Consider the following 16,040-nt stretch of genomic DNA (forward strand, 5'->3'; position numbering starts at 1 on the left):
CTTGACGTACGTTGCGTGCTCTTGACGTAGGTTGCAACCTGCGTCAAGAGGATGCTTCGTGCGTCAAGTGAGCGGGTTAGGTACGAGGTCGTCGGCAGGGATTACTGGGCAGGCCAGGTCGAGGGGTACACCTCCTGACGCCTGGGGCGGCAGCCTCGCCGGTGGCTGTCGTGTGTCGCAAGCATCCGGCCACACGCCTCGACTTGCCGCACCTGGAATTTTGCAGGCGTGTCAGCGCGGCGAGTCACCGTGCTCTATCAGAAGGCGTGCGGCTGACACTTCAGCCAGCATGGCGACCGTCTACGCTGACCGCCAGCGCCTTCAACCAGACACCTTGCCGCAGTATCCCACTGCCGCAACCGCACGCCTTCTGCTGCAACCACCGCAACTCGCGACACCGCACAGATCGAGGCGAGTCATATGGTCGCCAAACGATCTCGTAGAGCAACCATATGGCTCACTTGACCTTGAACACCCCTGCGGCACCGTCCAATCAGCAACCAACACCGAACCCCTAACCCTTTGCCCAACCTGCACACCCGGCATACGAGGTGTGCCGCTCACACAAAGGGTGAGCGGCCTCCAACGCGCCACGCCGACACCAGAATCCGCACCTTAACTCGGGATCGGCACTCGGAATAGGGCCCTATTCCGAGTGCCGATCCCGAGAGAGAGTGCAGATCCTGGGCATACCGGTTCGCCGAGCACCTCGCGGGCCCGATCGGCCACCGAACACCCTGCTCTTGTCCAAAGCGTTTGTGACGTAACCACAGCCAGATGACCCACCTCGGGAACCCGACATCGCACACCTCACGCACACCTAAAGCCGGGTACGGTAGGCGACGCGCTCAGCACTACTCACGGGAAACGTGGATACGAGAGCCGAGATTCGCTGATTATCGAGCTCTCGAAACGCCACCACAGCCAGATGACCACCTCGGGAACGCGACACCGCACACCTCACGCACACCTAAAGCCGGGTACGGTAGGCGACGCGCCCAGCACTACTCACGGGAAACGTGGATAGGTCTTCAGCTTCTATGAACTGCTCCACCTGCGGAGTCCTAAGAAGCACTTGCCCGGATAGGTGCACTATTCCGAGGGTCTCTGCGTGTACTGGTCCGGGGTGTTGTCCCAGAGACCTCCGGTGGTGTGCTGCCCCCGGGGTTTTCGACTGGTTCATCCGATGACCGGAGTAGTGCTGAGCACGTCAGGTGGGGTCCCCGACCTTCTCTACCGCGGCCTGGGGTAATGAAGGTGCGGTTGGAGCGGGAGGACTGGCTGTGGTGCCGTTCTAGAGCGTTATTTCCGGTGCAGCAGGCGTCGGAGGCCTGTGCGCGGCAACAGTCGGATGCAGCGAAACCGACTTGACGTACGTTGCGTGCTCTTGACGTAGGTTGCAACCTGCGTCAAGAGGATGCTTCTTACGTCAAGTGGGCGGTTAGAGGTTTACGAGGTCGTCGGCAGGGGTTACTGGGCAGGCCAGGTCGAGGGGTACACCTCCTGACGCCCGGGGCGGCAGGCTCGCCGGTGGCTGTCGCGCGGCGAGTACGCGGTCACGCCCGCTGCCGCAGACGCACGCCTTCTGGCAGGCGCACGGGTGTCAGGTCGGCAAGTCGGGGTGCGGGAAATCAGAAGGCGTGCGGCTTGGCTGGATATCTGATAGTCCCTTGCTAACTTTCCCTCCGTATTCGTATGCTGGGCGGCAGCAGCTGATAGTGACTGTCAGATAGCGAACCTTGGAGGGGTCATGGCACAACCCACCGTTCTCGAGCGGCCGGAACCGCCGCACCGTGCAGTGCGGTGGGGGGCGGCTGGGCGGTGGGGGGTTGCGATGGCCCGGCATCGGAAGGTTGTGTTGGGGGTTTGGTTGCTGCTTGTGGTGGTGGGTGGGGCGGCGTATCCGGCGTTGCATGCGCGGCTTGGGACGCCTGACTATTCCGTGCCCGGTTCTGATTCGGTTGCGGTGGATCAGCTTGTTGCGGAACACTTTTCAAAGTTCGGCATCGAGCAGGATCTCATCGTCTTCCACTCGGCCGAGGGCACTGTCGATACGCCGGCGTATCGCGCGACGATCGATCGGACCATCGGCATCGCCAAGCAGACCTCGGGCATCGCCGGGGCGATCGGGCCGTTGGACGGCAATGCCGCTCAGATATCCGCTGATCGGCACACCGCGTTCGGCATCGTTGGTGTGGACGGTGATATCTCGGAACGAGTGCGGGTCGTGCAGGGATTGCGGTCGGCCATTGAGACCGGGGGCGGCGAGGACACGCAGGTCATGCTGACCGGGTATGCGCCGATCCAGGCCGAGATGATGCAGATCGAGACGAGCGATCTGCAGCGCGCCGAAACGCTCGGCATTCCGGTGGCGACGGTCCTGCTGGTGTTGGCGCTTGGTGCGGTGACCGCCGCGCTGCTGCCGATCACCGTGACCGCGGCGGGCATCGCGATAGCGGTCGGCGCGCTGTTCGGCCTGACCACCTTCCTCGCCTTCGACTCACTGGTGCTTTCGGTGGCGACGATGATCGCCACGGGTACCGCGATCGATTACGCGATGTTCATCGTCAGTCGGTTCAACGAGGAGTTGACCCGCCGTGGCGTCCGAAACCGCCGGGACAGCAACGCTATTCAGCAGGCGGTCGGCGCGGCGATGGACACGACCGGACGGACGGTCCTCGCGTCCGGGCTCATCGTGATGATCTCGTTGTGCTCACTCGCCGTTGTCGGGTTGCCGATGTTGAACGGGATCGCCGTCGGCGTGGTCACCGCGGTGATCGCGACGATGACCGGCGCGTTCACCCTGCTACCCGCGCTTCTTGCGACGCTGGGCCCGGCGGTTAATCGCGGCGCGCTGCCCGCTCGGATGCGCCCTGCGGAGGTTCGATCGACGACCGGCTCGAGCGCGTGGGCGCGGTGGGCGCACACGGTGATGGCGCGGCCCGTGCTGTTCGGCGTGGTCGGTGTCGCGCTCTTGCTCGTGGCAGCGGCGCCGCTCACCGGCCTGCGCTACGGCGTCGACGTCGGGACCGAGGCCCTCACCGACCGCCCGTCGGGACAGGCGATCGCCCTGGTCGAACAGAACTTCACCCCCGGCCTGCTCGCCCCGATCGAGGTGGTCGCGACCGGTGCGGACGGGTCGCCGTTGACCAGCGACGCCCGCGCGGAAGCCGACCGGTTCCTCGGCCAACTCTCGCACGATGACCGGATCGCGACCGTGCTGCCGCAGTACGCGGACGGCCGGGTGTTCGCCGCCGTGGTCCCTCGCGCGGCCTTCGGCTCGACCGCAGGCACCGACCTGGTCACCGATCTGCGTTCCCGCGCAGCAGCTCTCGGCAACGCGGAGGTCAAGGTCGGCGGCACCACGGCGCTGTTCGTCGATGTGTCCCAACGGATTACCGGCCGATTCCCGTGGGTGATCGCCCTGGTACTCGCCGTCTCGCTCGCCTTCCTGATTGTCGCGTTCCGCAGTATCGTGCTGGCGCTCAAGGCAATTCTGCTGAACCTGCTGGCCACCGGTGCGGCACTGGGTATTACGGTCGCGGTGTTCCAGCACGGCGTCGGCGAATCCGCGCTCGGGTTCCACAGCACCGGATTTCTCCAGATCTATCTGCCGATGCTGGTTTTCGCGGTGCTGTTCGGGCTGTCGATGGATTACGAGGTGTTTCTCATCCGCCGGATGAAGGAACACTGGGACACCCACCACGACAACGCGGCGGCGGTCGCCGATGGACTACAGCGCACAGCGCGGCCGATCACCGCGGCCGCCGCGATCATGGTCGCCGTCTTCGCCAGCTTCGTGACCGCGAATGTGCTGGAGCTCAAGCAGATCGGTTTCGCACTGGCCGTCGCCATCGCGATCGACGCGGTGCTGGTCCGACTGGTGCTGGTGCCCGCGTTCATGCGGCTGTTCGGCCGCTGGAACTGGTGGCTACCGAAGCTACGGGCAGGCCGCGCGACTAGCGGAACATGATCTCGATCTGATCGATGATCGATCCGATGGCCTCGGTGTAGACATCCTTCAGCCGTCCGGCGAAATCCCGTCCGGCCCAATGGTCCAGCGCCGCCACACAACCCCAGACCGCGGTGGCCGCCGCCATCCGCACCCGTAAATCGTTGGCGTCGAAGCCGGTTCGCGCGGCGAACAGCGTCCGGAACTGATCCTCCAGGTCACGCATCTGCTTGGTCTGGCCGACCTTGATCTCCGGGACCGCGGCCGTGTACTGCAGCCGCTGGCGGATCCGGTGCTCGGCCTCCTCGGTCAGCAGCGATTCGGTCAACAGCGGCAGCAGCATTCGTGCGACAGCGATCAGGTCCGCGGGTTCAACCGTCGCTTCCCCACCCGCCGTGCGGATCGCATCCAGGATCTTCGGATCCGCCTCGTCGTAGAGGACGAGCATCTCCTTGGTGCCGAAGTACCGGTAGACCGAGCTCGGCGAGACCCCGGCCTCGGCGGCGACCCGTTCGATCGTCACGTTGCGGTACCCGTGCGCGTCGAAGAGATCCAGCGCGACCCGCTGAATCCGGCTCATCGCCTCGATCTTCCTGCGCTCCCAGGAAGTGGACGGAAGCTCTACCGCGGCATCGGACATCACCGTTCAGGATACCGGGAGCCCACTCCGGTATCGGCCAACTCGGCCCCGAAATGGGCGAAGGCCCCGGTCCAGTGGACCGGGGCCTTCGTCACACGTACCTATCAGGCGTTGCCGGAGAGCTTCTCCCGCAGAGCCGCCAGCTGCGCGTCGCTGGCCAGCGAACCGCCGGCCGACTCGGACGAGCTGGAGGACGAGGAAGAGGACGCTGCCTGCGAACCGCCACTCTCGGAGGAGTAGTTCGACGAGCCGCCACCGTTCGCGGCCTCGGCCGCGGCGTCGGCCGCCATCTTCTCCATCTGAGCGGTGTGCATCTTGTGGCGACGCTCGGCCTCGGCGTACCGGCCTTCCCACTCTTCGCGCTGCTTGTCGAAGCCCTCGAGCCACTCGTTGGTGTCGGGATCGAAGCCCTCGGGGAAGATGTAGTTGCCCTGGTCGTCGTAGCTGTCGGCCATGCCGTACTTCGACGGGTCGAACTCGGCGTGGTAATCCTCGTTCGCCTGCTTCAGCGACAGCGAGATCCGGCGACGCTCGAGGTCGATGTCGATGACCTTGACCATCGCGTCGTCGCCGACGGCGACAACCTGGTCCGGGACCTCCACGTGGCGCTCGGCCAGCTCGGAGATGTGCACGAGGCCCTCGATGCCCTCTTCGACGCGCACGAACGCACCGAACGGAACCAGCTTGGTGACCTTTCCGGGCACGATCTGGCCGATCGCGTGGGTGCGGGCGAACTGACGCCACGGGTCTTCCTGAGTCGCCTTGAGCGACAGCGAAACCCGCTCGCGATCCAGGTCGACGTCGAGCACCTCGACGGTGACCTCGGTGCCGACCTCGACAACCTCGGACGGGTGGTCGATGTGCTTCCAGGACAGCTCGGAGACGTGCACCAGGCCGTCGACGCCACCAAGGTCCACGAAGGCACCGAAGTTGACGATCGAGGAGACCACACCCTTGCGGACCTGGCCCTTCTGCAGCTGGTGCAGGAACTCGCTGCGGACCTCGGACTGGGTCTGCTCGAGCCATGCGCGGCGGGACAGGACCACGTTGTTGCGGTTCTTGTCCAGCTCGATGATCTTGGCCTCGATCTCCTTGCCGACGTACGGCTGGAGGTCGCGGACACGACGCATCTCGACGAGCGAGGCAGGCAGGAAGCCGCGGAGGCCGATGTCGAGGATCAGGCCGCCCTTGACGACCTCGATGACGGTGCCCTTGACGGCCTCGTCCTTCTCCTTGAGCTCCTCGATCGTGCCCCACGCGCGCTCGTACTGAGCCCGCTTCTTCGACAGGATCAGGCGGCCTTCCTTGTCCTCCTTGGTGAGAACAAGAGCCTCGACCTCATCACCCACGGAAACGACCTCATTCGGGTCGACATCGTGCTTGATGGAGAGTTCGCGGGAAGGGATGACGCCTTCGGTCTTGTAACCGATGTCGAGCAGGACCTCGTCGCGGTCGACCTTGACGATGGTTCCTTCGACGATGTCGCCGTCATTGAAGTACTTGATCGTGGCGTCGATGGCGGCGAGGAAATCCTCGGCGGAGCCGATGTCATTGACGGCTACCTGCGGCGAGGTGACGGTGGTGGGCATATGTCGGTTTGCTCCGGACGGATTGTGGTCGGTTGCGGACATTGGAACTTTCGGTACGCTGGCGAATTCACCGCGGTGGTGTGAAGACGGACACTAGGAACGTACCGCACGTAACGCACGTGAAACTCAGCACGGGTGGTTGACTCCGGTACGGCTGTACCTAAGGCACTCGCGCGTTCAGCGTACGCGACCTTGGTCCAGCCGGGCAAACCGGTCCGGCCGCCACGCCGGGATACGCTGGCGGCGTGTCGGAAGATCGCCATGCAGAGGCAAACACACTGCTCGGAACCGCGGGTACCGCGCGCACCCGGATCGGCTCCGCCGCTAGTCAGCAAGCCAGCCGCCGCTGGTGGGATGCCGACGCGGGCCAGTACCACGAGACGCACGCCGATTTCCTCGGCGTCGATTCCCCAGACGGCGAATTCGTCTGGTGCCCGGAAGGGCTGCACGAGGGCGATATGCGATTCCTCGGGGACATTGCCGGTAAGCGGATCTTGGAGATCGGCTGCGGGTCGGCGCCGTGCGCGCGCTGGCTGGCCGGGCAGGGCGCGCATCCGGTCGGGCTCGATCTGTCGATGGGGATGCTGGAACGTGGCCGGGCCGCGATGGAACGCGGCGGGCCGCAGGTGCCGCTGATCCAGGCGGGCGCGGAGACGCTGCCCTTCGCCGACGAATCGTTCGACCTGGCCTGCTCGGCGTTCGGCGCGATCCCGTTCGTCGCCGATTCGGAACAGGTGATGCGCGAGGTCGCCCGCGTGCTGCGCCCCGGTGGGCGCTGGGTGTTCTCGGTGAACCATCCGATGCGCTGGATCTTTCCCGACGATCCCGGCCCTGCGGGGCTCACTGCCGCTATCCCCTACTTCGACCGCACTCCTTATGTAGAGGTCGACGCCGATGGTGAGCCGACTTACGTCGAGCATCACCGCACTATCGGCGACCGGGTGCGCGAGATCGTCGCGGCCGGGCTGCTGGTGGTGGACATCGTGGAACCGGACTGGCCGGAATGGCTCGACCGCGAGTGGGGCCAGTGGAGCCCGTTACGCGGCGAGATCTTCCCCGGCACCGCCATCTTCATCACGGAGAAGCCGGCGTAGGCGGCCCAAGCCCGCCTCCTGCGCACGTTTCCGCAAGCCGCGCACGAGATTGCCAGCAATTCCGTGCGCAGCAGCACAACTCGTGCGCGGCTGCACAGCTACACAATTCGCGCTCAGCTGTACAACTCGTGCGCGGCGGGACAACGCGTGCGCGGCGAGCTGCACCATCGCGGTTTGCTGGGCGGTACGGGCGCAACAGGTCCTCGGTCAGGACCGTAGCGGGCCTGCGAACGGGGGTAGGGCGGCGAAGCCGGGGGCGAGTTGGGCGGTGGGGACGGTGCGGGCGACCCAGCGGCGGGCTCGGGTGAGCGGGTGGTCGGGGAATTGCTCGTCCCAGCGCATGTCGTCGGCGGCGTTGTAGGGCAGTCGGCCGCTGAGACCCGGTGCGTACGGGTGCGGCGGGAACATGTTTTCGTAGCCGATCTGCGACATCAGGACGGCTTCGCGGACGCCGGTGGTGCCGGTCTCCGGGCAGAGGATCTGGAATACCGCGCTGCAGCGATCCTTCGGCACGATGATCGAGGCGACAAAAGCCAAGCCGCTCGGCTGGTTCGGTAGCGGAAACTTCTCCATCCGCAGCAGTGCGGGCTCCCGGTCCACCCAGATGACGAAAGCCTCGATCAGGCAACCGGATTCGGCGGATCGCTCCGCCAACCCACGCCGCAGCACGTCCACGTCGTCCAGCGGCGCGGGCAGGTCAGGGACCAGATCGAAGTAGGTCATCGTGACGATGTCCCCGGCACTCGGATCGCGCCACGAGTTGCTGTCGATCGGCTGAAGCCCACTGGTGTCGAACGTGATTGGCACGCCCTCACGGTAGCCGCCCGACAACACGCCCCCATCGGCATGGTCCGCACCCGTCGAACAACGACCGAAGGCGACCTCCACCCCGTCTGAACGGAGGAAGGTCGCCTTCGGTCGGTTATTTCGGTTTGCGGCCCGCCTGTTCAAGGGCGAGGCGTAGGGCGTATTCGATTTGGGCGTTGATGCTGCGTAGGTCGTCGGCCGCCCACTTGGCGATGGCCTCGTGGACGGCCGGGTCGAGCCGTAGCAGGAGCTTCTTGCGCTCGGCCATGGCGTCGGCGCTCAGTTGTAGAGGGAGCCGGTGTTCACGACGGGCTGGATGGCTCGGTCGCCGCAGAGGACAACCAGGAGGTTCGACACCATGGTGGCGCGGCGCTCCTCGTCCAGCTCCACCACGCCCTGCTCGGTGAGCTTGTCGAGCGCGAGGCCGACCATGCCGACCGCGCCCTCGACGATCTGGGTGCGGGCGGCGACCACCTGGGCGGCCTGCTGGCGGACCAGCATGGCCTGGGCGATCTCCGGCGCGTAGGCGAGGTGGGTGATCCGGGCTTCGAGCACCTCGATGCCCGCGAGCAGGGTGCGGTCGCGCAGCTCGACGGTGAGTTCCTCGGCCACCTCGGCGCCGTCGCGCAGGCTGGTGCGGCTGTCGTCGTGCGAATCGTAGGGGTGCGTGGTGGCGAGATGCCGGACCGCGGCCTCGGACTGGGTCTGCACGTACTCCTCGTAATCGTCGACGGCGAACGCGGCCTTGAAGCTGTCGACCACGCGGTAGACCACCACGGCGGCAATCTCGACCGGGTTGCCGTCGGCGTCGTTGACCTTCAGCTTCTGCGTCTCGAAGTTACGCACGCGCAACGAGATTCGCTTGCGGTCGGTCAGCGGCAGCACCGAGAAGAAGCCGGGCTCGCTCACCGAACCGACGTAGCGGCCGAAGAACTGAACGACCTGCGCCTCATTCGGGTTCACCACGATGAGCCCGGTCGCCGCGAGCAGCAGTACGAACACGACGAAGCTCGCGACGATCGCGCCGATCAGTGCGGGCACGTTGTGGTGCTGGGCCATCGCGACGTAGCCGAGCGCGGCGCCACCGCCGAAGACGAGGGTGAGCACCAGCCACGCCACCAGCACCAAGAAGCCGTTGACGTGTAATGCGGGCCGAAGCTTCATGACATCCTCCAGGTATCAAAGTGATATCACGAAGATAGCAGACGACCGGCGTCCGCGGCACTAGCGAAAACCCCGGGAATCTCACACGGAGGTTCCCGGGGCAGTGGATCAGTTGGCGGGGCGGATGTTGCGGTTGAAGCGGAACATGTTGTGCGGGTCGTACTTTGCCTTCAGGTTCGCGAGGCGCTGGTAGGTGTAGCCGGAGTAGCCCGCCTGGGTTTGAGCCTCGTCGGCGTCGGCGCCCGCGCCGTAGAGGAAATTGAGGCTGTGGCCGACGGTCCATGGGGCGAGTGCGGTGCGGATCTTGTCCTTGGCCGCGGTCTCGTCGGCGGGGTCGGTGATGATGCGGACGATGTAGGCGGCGGCGCGATGGTTGACGACGGTCTCACTCGGGTTGCTCAGCGCGCCCCCGAGATGACGGATGTCGATGACCGCGTCCGCGCCGGAGTCCGGGCGCGCGGCGGATAGCAAGGCGGACAACGTATCTCCGTTGAGCTCACTGAGCAGCGCGTTGGTGGCCGCATAGGCATGCGGGTGGTCGGGGTCGCTGTGGATGGTGTGCGATTCGGCGTAGGGCATGGTGCGCAGGTCGTCCTTCAGCCGCTCGCCCACCGCGCGCAGCGGGGCGACCAGCCGCTCACCCTCCTCGGCGGGACCGTTGAAGGCGATGCGGAACGACGCGACGTAGCGGCCGCGCAGCGGTGCGGGGACCTGCGGGATGTCGGGGAAGGTCAGCATGGCGACGGTGGAGGTCAGTTCGTCGGGAACCGTTGCGGTCCACTGCTTCCAGACGTCGAGGGCCTGCTCGACCAGCGGGGTGTCGAACATGAGCTGGCCGCCGTAGACCTCGGCGACGGGCAACAGGCCCAATTCGATCGCGGTGACCACGCCGAAGTTGCCGCCGCTGCCGAGGACCGCGCCGAACAGTTCGTCGCCGGGGACCAGCCTACGCACCCGGCCGTCCGCGGTGACCAGTTCGATGGCGCGGACATGGTCGGCGGCGTAGCCGAATTCCCTTGCCAGCAGGCCGATTCCGCCGCCGAGCAGGTAGCCCACGACGCCGACCGATGGTGAGGAACCGTTCAGTGGCGCGAGTCCGTGCGCCGCGGCCGCCTCGACCAGCGCACCGGCGCGCACTCCCGCGCCGATACGTGCGGAGCGGTTCGCCGGGTCGATCTCGAGGGTGGTCATCCTACGGGTGCTGATCAGCACTCCCCCGTCGGCCGCGACCGACAGCCCGTGGCCGGTCGCCTGCACCGCGACGGGAAGACCGTGCCGCGCAGCGTATTCCACCGCAGCGCGGACATCCTCGGCGTGCACGGCGCCGACAACGAGCGCGGGCCGGTGGGTGTAGGCGGTCTGGAAGCCGGCGATCTCCTCGTCGTATCCGGCGTCACCGGGGCGGAAGACCGGGCCGGTGAAGGTGTCTGCGGTGTGCTCTGCGTTGTTTCCCATGCGTTCGACGATGCCCGCCGCCGAGTGAGAAGTACAACAGATAGATCGTATCGAAGCTAGAATTATCAGTTATGGAACTGCGTCAGCTCCGCTACTTCGTCACCGTGGTCGAGGAAGCGAATTTCACCCGCGCCGCGGCCCGCCTGCACCTGGCTCAGCCAGGGCTCAGCGCGCAGATCCGCCAGCTGGAACGCGAGCTCGGCCAGCAACTGCTCGACCGTGGTCGGACGGTGACACCGACCGAGATCGGGACGGCGGTGCTGAAGCACGCCCGCGCCGCGCTCGCCGCGACCGAACGCATCACCGAGACGGTGGACGAATTCGCCGGTCTGTTGCGTGGCCACGTGCGCGTCGGCCTGATCTCCGGTGCAGCGACCGAGGAACTCAACGTCGCCGCCGTCCTGGCGGACTTCCACGACGATCACCCCGAGGTCGGCATCAGCCTCACCGAGGACACCTCGGAACGCATGCTCGCCATGCTCGGCCAGGGCGAGCTGGATGTCGCGCTGATCGGAATGACCGGCGCGTCAATGGATTCCACCATCGGGGTGGACGTGGTGCTGGAAACCTCGATCGTCGCCGCGGTAGCCGCCGACGACCGGACACACGGCGACGACATCCCCCTCAACGACCTACGCGATCACCCACTGATCTGCCTCCCGCGAGGCACCGGCATCCGCGGCGTCTTCGAACGCTCCTGCGCAGCAGCGGGATTCGAGCCGAATGTCGCCTTCGAGGCCGCCGCTCCCCCACTCCTGCTCCAACTGGCCGCCCGCCGGCTCGGCATCGCCGTTGTACCGGGGCTGACCCCCGCGGAGGCAACAGCTTTCGGCGTCCGCACCATCCGCATCACCGAACCCGAACTACGCGGCCGACTGGCCTTGGTGTGGCGCACCGACCGCCCCGCAGGCCCCGCCGCCAAAGTGCTACTGGGCCAACTACGTATCGCGCTGGGCGGCAAAGGGACGCGAACCACTGCACGCCACACCGCATGAACCTGCCAGGCGGCTCGATCGAGTGGTCGGCCGCTCCCCGATCCACACACGTCAGGCGCTGAGTAAGACCCACAGAGTGTCCACACGCCTCACAGCGGCTATACACAAGGGCTGTAACCCTGTGAGGCGTGTGGACGCTCTGTGAGACGTCCAGGCCCCCGGACGGGGGCGCCTAGAGCAGCCGGGACAGGAACGCTTGGGTGCGTTCGTGTTTGGGGTTGGCCAGGAGCTCGCGGGGGGCGCCCGCTTCGACGATGACGCCGCCGTCCATGAAGACCAGCTTGTCGGCTACCTCACGGGCGAAACCCATTTCGTGGGTGACTACGACCATGGTCATGCCGGACTTGGCCAGTTCGCGCATGACCTGGAGCACCTCGCCGACCAGTTCCGGGTCCAGCGCGGAGGTGGGCTCGTCGAACAGCATCAGCTTCGGGTCCATGGCGAGCGCACGGGCGATGGCCACGCGCTGCTGCTGGCCGCCGGACAGCTGGGCCGGGTAGGCATTCGCCTTCTCCACCAAGCCGACTCGGTCGAGCAGCTCCTTCGCCTTGGCCAGCGCTTCGGCCTTGGGCACCTTCTTGACCTGGGTCGGCGCCTCGATCACGTTCTCCAGCACCGTCCGATGTGGGAACAGATTGAAATGCTGGAACACCATGCCGATTTCGCGCCGCTGCCGGGCGGCCTCACGCGGATGCAGCTCGTAGAGCTTGCCGTTCTTCTCCTCGTAGCCGACGAGCTCGCCGTCCACATAGAGCCGGCCCGCGTTCACCTCTTCGAGATGGTTGATGCAGCGCAGGAAGGTGGACTTGCCCGAACCCGAGGGCCCGATCACACACAGCACCTCGCCGCGGCCGATCTCCAGGGAGACACCCTTGAGCACCTGCAACGCGCCGAAGTTCTTGCATACCCGGTCGGCGAGGATCATCGGCTGGGCGTCTTTGAATGTGTCCGTACTCATTTCGCCCTCACGATCGTCTGGGCGTCGGCAAGATCCTGCAGCTGCTTGCCGGTCAACTGCCGGGACAGGCCGCGCGAGTAGTAGCGCTCCAGGTAGAACTGCCCGACCATCAGCACGCTGGTGACGATGAGGTACCAGGTTGCCGCGACCAGCAGCAGCGGGACCGGCTGGAAGTTGACGCCGTAGATGTCACGGGCCCGGCCGAAGAGGTCGGTGCTCAGCGGCAGTGCGGTGACCAGCGAGGTGGTCTTCAGCATGCCGATGAGCTCGTTGCCGGTCGGCGGGATGATCACCCGCATGGCCTGGGGTAGCACCGTCCGGCGCATGGTCATGCTCCAGGACATGCCGAGCGCGGTCGACGCCTCGCGCTGCCCTTCACCGACGGAATTGATTCCGGCACGGACGATTTCGGCCATGTACGCGGCCTCGTTCAGGCCGAGGCCGATCACGGCGAAGAGGAACGCCGCCTGCAGGCTCTGGACATCCAGATCGATGAAATGCGGTCCCCACGGGATGCCGAGCACGATGTGCTTGTACAGCGACGGGAACAAGCCCCAGAACACCAACTGCACGAAAACCGGTGTGCCACGGAAGATCCAGAGGTACACCCAGGACGCGGCGCGCAGCACCGGGTTCGGCGACAACCGCATGACCGCGAGCAACGTGCCGAGCGAGACGGCGATCGCCATGGCGAGCACGGTCAGTTCGAGCGTGACCACCACACCGTTGAGGATCCTGGTGTCGAACAGGTACTTACCGTAGGTGTTCCACTTGTAGGCCTCGTTCGTCGCCGCGCCGTAGACGAAGAGTCCGACGAGCACCAGGATGACCGCGGCGGCGATCCACCGACCGGGCCTGCGCAGCGGAACCGCTTTGATCGGTTCCGGCTCCTGGGATGGGTCTGCCGCACCGGGCCCGGGGTCGCCGGGCGCCGGCATGGTTTCGTTCGACGTCATCGATCAGCTCGCGGCGCCGTTGATGACCGACTTGGTGATCGCGCCTTCCTCGACGCCCCAGGCCTTCGCGATTTCCAGGTACTTACCGCTGTCGATCAGGCTCTGCACGGCCTTCTGCAGCACCGCGGCCAGCGGCGAGCTCTTCGGCACGGCCCAGCCGTACGGCGCGGAATCGAAAGCGGCACCGGCCTTTTCGATCTTGCCGTCGCTCTGCTTGATCGCGTACGCGGTCACCGGGGAGTCGGCCGACATCGCGTCGACCTGGCCGAGCACCAGGGCGTTGGTCGCGGCGCTCTGCTCATCGAAGGCCTTGATGTCGATGGCGGGCTTGCCTTCGGCGACGCACTTGGCGCTCTTGGCGGGCACCTCGTCGGTGTGCTCCACGGTGGTGGCCTGCACGGCGACCTTCTTGCCGCAGGCGTTGTCCGGGTCGACCGGCTTGCCCTTCTGCTGCGCCCACTGGATACCGGCACTGAAGTAGGTGGTGAAGTCGACCTGCTGCTCGCGTTCCTTGGAGTCGGTGATCGAGGACATACCGACGTCGTAGGTGCCGGCCTGAATGGTCGGAATGATCTTCTCGAACGCGGACTCGAGGTACTCGGCCTTGACGCCGAGGGTGGCGGCGACGGCATCCATCAGGTCGACATCGAAGCCGACGATCTTGCCGCTCGGATCCTTGTACTCGTTGGGCTGGTAGGGGATGTTCACGCCGACGATCAGCTTGCCGGACTGCTTGATCTTGTCGGGGAGCTGCGCGGCGATGGAATCGACCTTCTCGATTCCCCCCACCTTCTGCACCGCTGGTCCGGAGTCTTCGGAATTACTACAGCCCGCCAGGGCAAGTGCGCCTACGGCGAGTACGCACACCGCCTGCAGGGCGCGCCTGCCAAGAACCGATCGAACAGACACAGCAGCCCTCCACATTTCGGATTCAAGAAACCCGGGTGTCACCACCCGTTGGCAATCTAAGCGACCGAGACGCTTCGTGCTGGACAGTAACGGAAGTTTCATCCGTTCCTTGCTGAACACTCCGGGCTACCACACTCTGACTACCGGCGGTGGACCCTAGCACAAACTTGTTCGGTGAACTCGCTGGTCGACGCCAGTCCGCCCAGGTCCGCAGTGGCGATGCCCGCTTCGAACGTGGCCGCAATGGCACGTTCGACCCGCTCAGCGGCGTGCCGCAGTGTGCTTTCGCTATCGCGAGTCCCCAACCAACGCAACAGCATTGCCGCGGACAGTTGCAGCGCGGCGGGGTTGGCGCGGTTGTGTCCGGCGATCGTCGGTGCCGCGCCGTGCACGGCCTGTGCCATGGCGTGGGTGGCCGAGCAGTTGAGCGAGGCGGCCAGACCGAGCGAGCCGCTCAGCTCACCGGCGAGGTCGGAGAGGATGTCGCCGAAGAGGTTCTCGGTCACCAGGACGTCGTAGTCGGCGGCGGCGCGGACGAGGTGTGCGGCCGTCGCGTCGACGTGTTCGTCGGTGACCTCGACGCCGGGATATGCGTGGGCAATTTCATAGCAGACGTCGCGGAACAGGCCCATCGTCATCGGCAACACGTTGGCTTTGTGCACGATGGTCAGCCGCTTGCGCCGGGACGAGGCGAGTCGGAAGGCCTCGTGCGCGATCCGCTCGCAGGCCTGCCTGGTGACCACGCCGACCATCATGGCGACGTCCTCGGTCGGCCGGAACTCCCCCGATCCGGCGAACATATTGCGGTCGGCGTAGAAGCCTTCGCTGTTCTCCCGGACGATCACCAGGTCGATCTCGGGTGCCATCGCCCGGACACCGGCGAACGCACGAGCCGGGCGGATGTTGGCGTACAGGCCGAACCGCTTGCGAATGGCACCGCCCGGCGCGACCGAAGTGCGGTGTTCGGCCGGGTAGGAGGCGTTATCGTGCGGGCCGAGGATCCAAGCGTCGACGCTGTCCAGGGCGGTCAGGGTCTGTTCGGGCAGCGGGTCGCCGTGTTCCTCGATGGCGCGATGGCCCATGGGCAGCGGCACCCATTCGATCGGCGCGGCACCCGCCGCCGACACCGCCTCGTCGACGACCTGCCGGGTGGCACGCACCACTTCCGGGCCGATGCCGTCGCCGTCGATCAGCCCGAGCCGCAGCGCCGGTTCGGTCGCGCTCACGACAGTTCTCCGGTCGATGTCCCTCTTGGTCGTTCGCCACACTCGGTCACGGCATCATCCTCGCGCCGCGCTCCCCCCGTCGACGAACCGACCCACCGTCGGCGCGGCAACCGCTATTTTCTGGAGATCGCGCGGTTGGTCGAATTTCGGGTGTCAGGCGGCCGCTGCCGGGGAAGAACCCTACTGAGGACAACTCAGCGGCAGCGACAAAAACCGAGCCGGTCGCCTACCGCGGGTAAGCCGCATCCGTGCGCCGCCCATTTTGTCCGTGGAAGATATAGGCAACTGTCGGCGT

At 66.1% G+C, this 16,040-nt stretch carries 13 protein-coding genes; 3 read left to right on the forward strand and 10 right to left on the reverse strand.

Annotated features, from left to right (window positions below):
• The first annotated feature begins 1,834 nt into the window (after positions 1–1,834).
• Positions 1,835–3,973 carry an MMPL family transporter gene (locus tag ACIBK2_RS36885; RefSeq protein ID WP_396974383.1) on the forward strand — a complete coding sequence of 713 codons (2,139 nt, stop codon included), beginning with the start codon at positions 1,835–1,837 and terminating at the stop codon, positions 3,971–3,973.
• Here the strand turns inward: ACIBK2_RS36885 and ACIBK2_RS36890 are convergent.
• Both ACIBK2_RS36890 and rpsA read right to left on the reverse strand, forming a co-directional pair.
• On the reverse strand, positions 3,960–4,592 hold the full coding sequence (locus tag ACIBK2_RS36890; RefSeq protein ID WP_396974385.1) for a TetR/AcrR family transcriptional regulator: 633 nt from the start codon (positions 4,590–4,592) through the stop codon (positions 3,960–3,962). The genes ACIBK2_RS36885 and ACIBK2_RS36890 overlap by 14 nt on opposite strands.
• Before the next feature lie 104 nt (positions 4,593–4,696).
• A complete protein-coding gene (gene rpsA / locus ACIBK2_RS36895) occupies positions 4,697–6,181 on the reverse strand; it encodes a 30S ribosomal protein S1 (RefSeq protein WP_396974387.1) in 1,485 nt (494 codons plus the stop codon).
• Between the two features lie 245 nt (positions 6,182–6,426).
• Between rpsA and ACIBK2_RS36900 the strand changes: the two genes are divergently transcribed.
• Positions 6,427–7,275 carry a class I SAM-dependent methyltransferase gene (locus ACIBK2_RS36900; RefSeq protein ID WP_396974388.1) on the forward strand — a complete coding sequence of 283 codons (849 nt, stop codon included), beginning with the start codon at positions 6,427–6,429 and terminating at the stop codon, positions 7,273–7,275.
• Between the two features lie 207 nt (positions 7,276–7,482).
• Here ACIBK2_RS36900 and ACIBK2_RS36905 read toward each other — a convergent pair whose 3' ends face one another.
• The 4 genes from ACIBK2_RS36905 to ACIBK2_RS36920 form a co-directional block, all read right to left on the reverse strand.
• Positions 7,483–8,082 (reverse strand): hypothetical protein, encoded by a 600-nt coding sequence (locus ACIBK2_RS36905; protein ID WP_396974390.1) that lies wholly within the window; start codon positions 8,080–8,082, stop codon positions 7,483–7,485.
• A 115-nt stretch (positions 8,083–8,197) separates the two neighbouring features.
• A complete protein-coding gene (locus tag ACIBK2_RS36910) occupies positions 8,198–8,350 on the reverse strand; it encodes a toxin-antitoxin system HicB family antitoxin (protein WP_110293694.1) in 153 nt (50 codons plus the stop codon).
• 11 nt (positions 8,351–8,361) lie between these two features.
• Positions 8,362–9,246, reverse strand: a complete 885-nt coding sequence (locus ACIBK2_RS36915; RefSeq protein ID WP_396974392.1) for an SPFH domain-containing protein — start codon at positions 9,244–9,246, stop codon at positions 8,362–8,364.
• A gap of 108 nt (positions 9,247–9,354) precedes the next feature.
• A complete protein-coding gene (locus tag ACIBK2_RS36920) occupies positions 9,355–10,701 on the reverse strand; it encodes an FAD-binding oxidoreductase (protein ID WP_396974394.1) in 1,347 nt (448 codons plus the stop codon).
• A gap of 71 nt (positions 10,702–10,772) precedes the next feature.
• Between ACIBK2_RS36920 and ACIBK2_RS36925 the strand changes: the two genes are divergently transcribed.
• Positions 10,773–11,696, forward strand: a complete 924-nt coding sequence (locus tag ACIBK2_RS36925) for a LysR family transcriptional regulator (RefSeq protein WP_396974395.1) — start codon at positions 10,773–10,775, stop codon at positions 11,694–11,696.
• A 172-nt stretch (positions 11,697–11,868) separates the two neighbouring features.
• On the opposite strand, the gene ACIBK2_RS36930 is transcribed toward ACIBK2_RS36925, so the two are convergent.
• From ACIBK2_RS36930 to ACIBK2_RS36945, 4 genes are all read right to left on the reverse strand, one after another.
• Positions 11,869–12,621, reverse strand: coding sequence for an amino acid ABC transporter ATP-binding protein (locus tag ACIBK2_RS36930; RefSeq protein ID WP_396974595.1), 753 nt, complete (start codon positions 12,619–12,621; stop codon positions 11,869–11,871).
• A 29-nt stretch (positions 12,622–12,650) separates the two neighbouring features.
• The gene (locus ACIBK2_RS36935) at positions 12,651–13,592 is read right to left on the reverse strand and encodes an amino acid ABC transporter permease (protein ID WP_379289514.1); all 942 of its coding nucleotides are present in this window, start codon (positions 13,590–13,592) and stop codon (positions 12,651–12,653) included.
• Positions 13,593–13,613: 21 nt separating this feature from the next.
• Positions 13,614–14,534, reverse strand: a complete 921-nt coding sequence (locus tag ACIBK2_RS36940) for an ABC transporter substrate-binding protein (RefSeq protein WP_396974397.1) — start codon at positions 14,532–14,534, stop codon at positions 13,614–13,616.
• Positions 14,535–14,659: 125 nt separating this feature from the next.
• Positions 14,660–15,745 carry an isocitrate/isopropylmalate dehydrogenase family protein gene (locus ACIBK2_RS36945; RefSeq protein ID WP_396974398.1) on the reverse strand — a complete coding sequence of 362 codons (1,086 nt, stop codon included), beginning with the start codon at positions 15,743–15,745 and terminating at the stop codon, positions 14,660–14,662.
• Positions 15,746–16,040: the final 295 nt, after the last annotated feature.

The sequence above is a fragment of the Nocardia sp. NPDC050175 genome, from assembly GCF_044459885.1.
In the GTDB taxonomy this organism is placed as follows: Bacteria; Actinomycetota; Actinomycetes; order Mycobacteriales; family Mycobacteriaceae; genus Nocardia.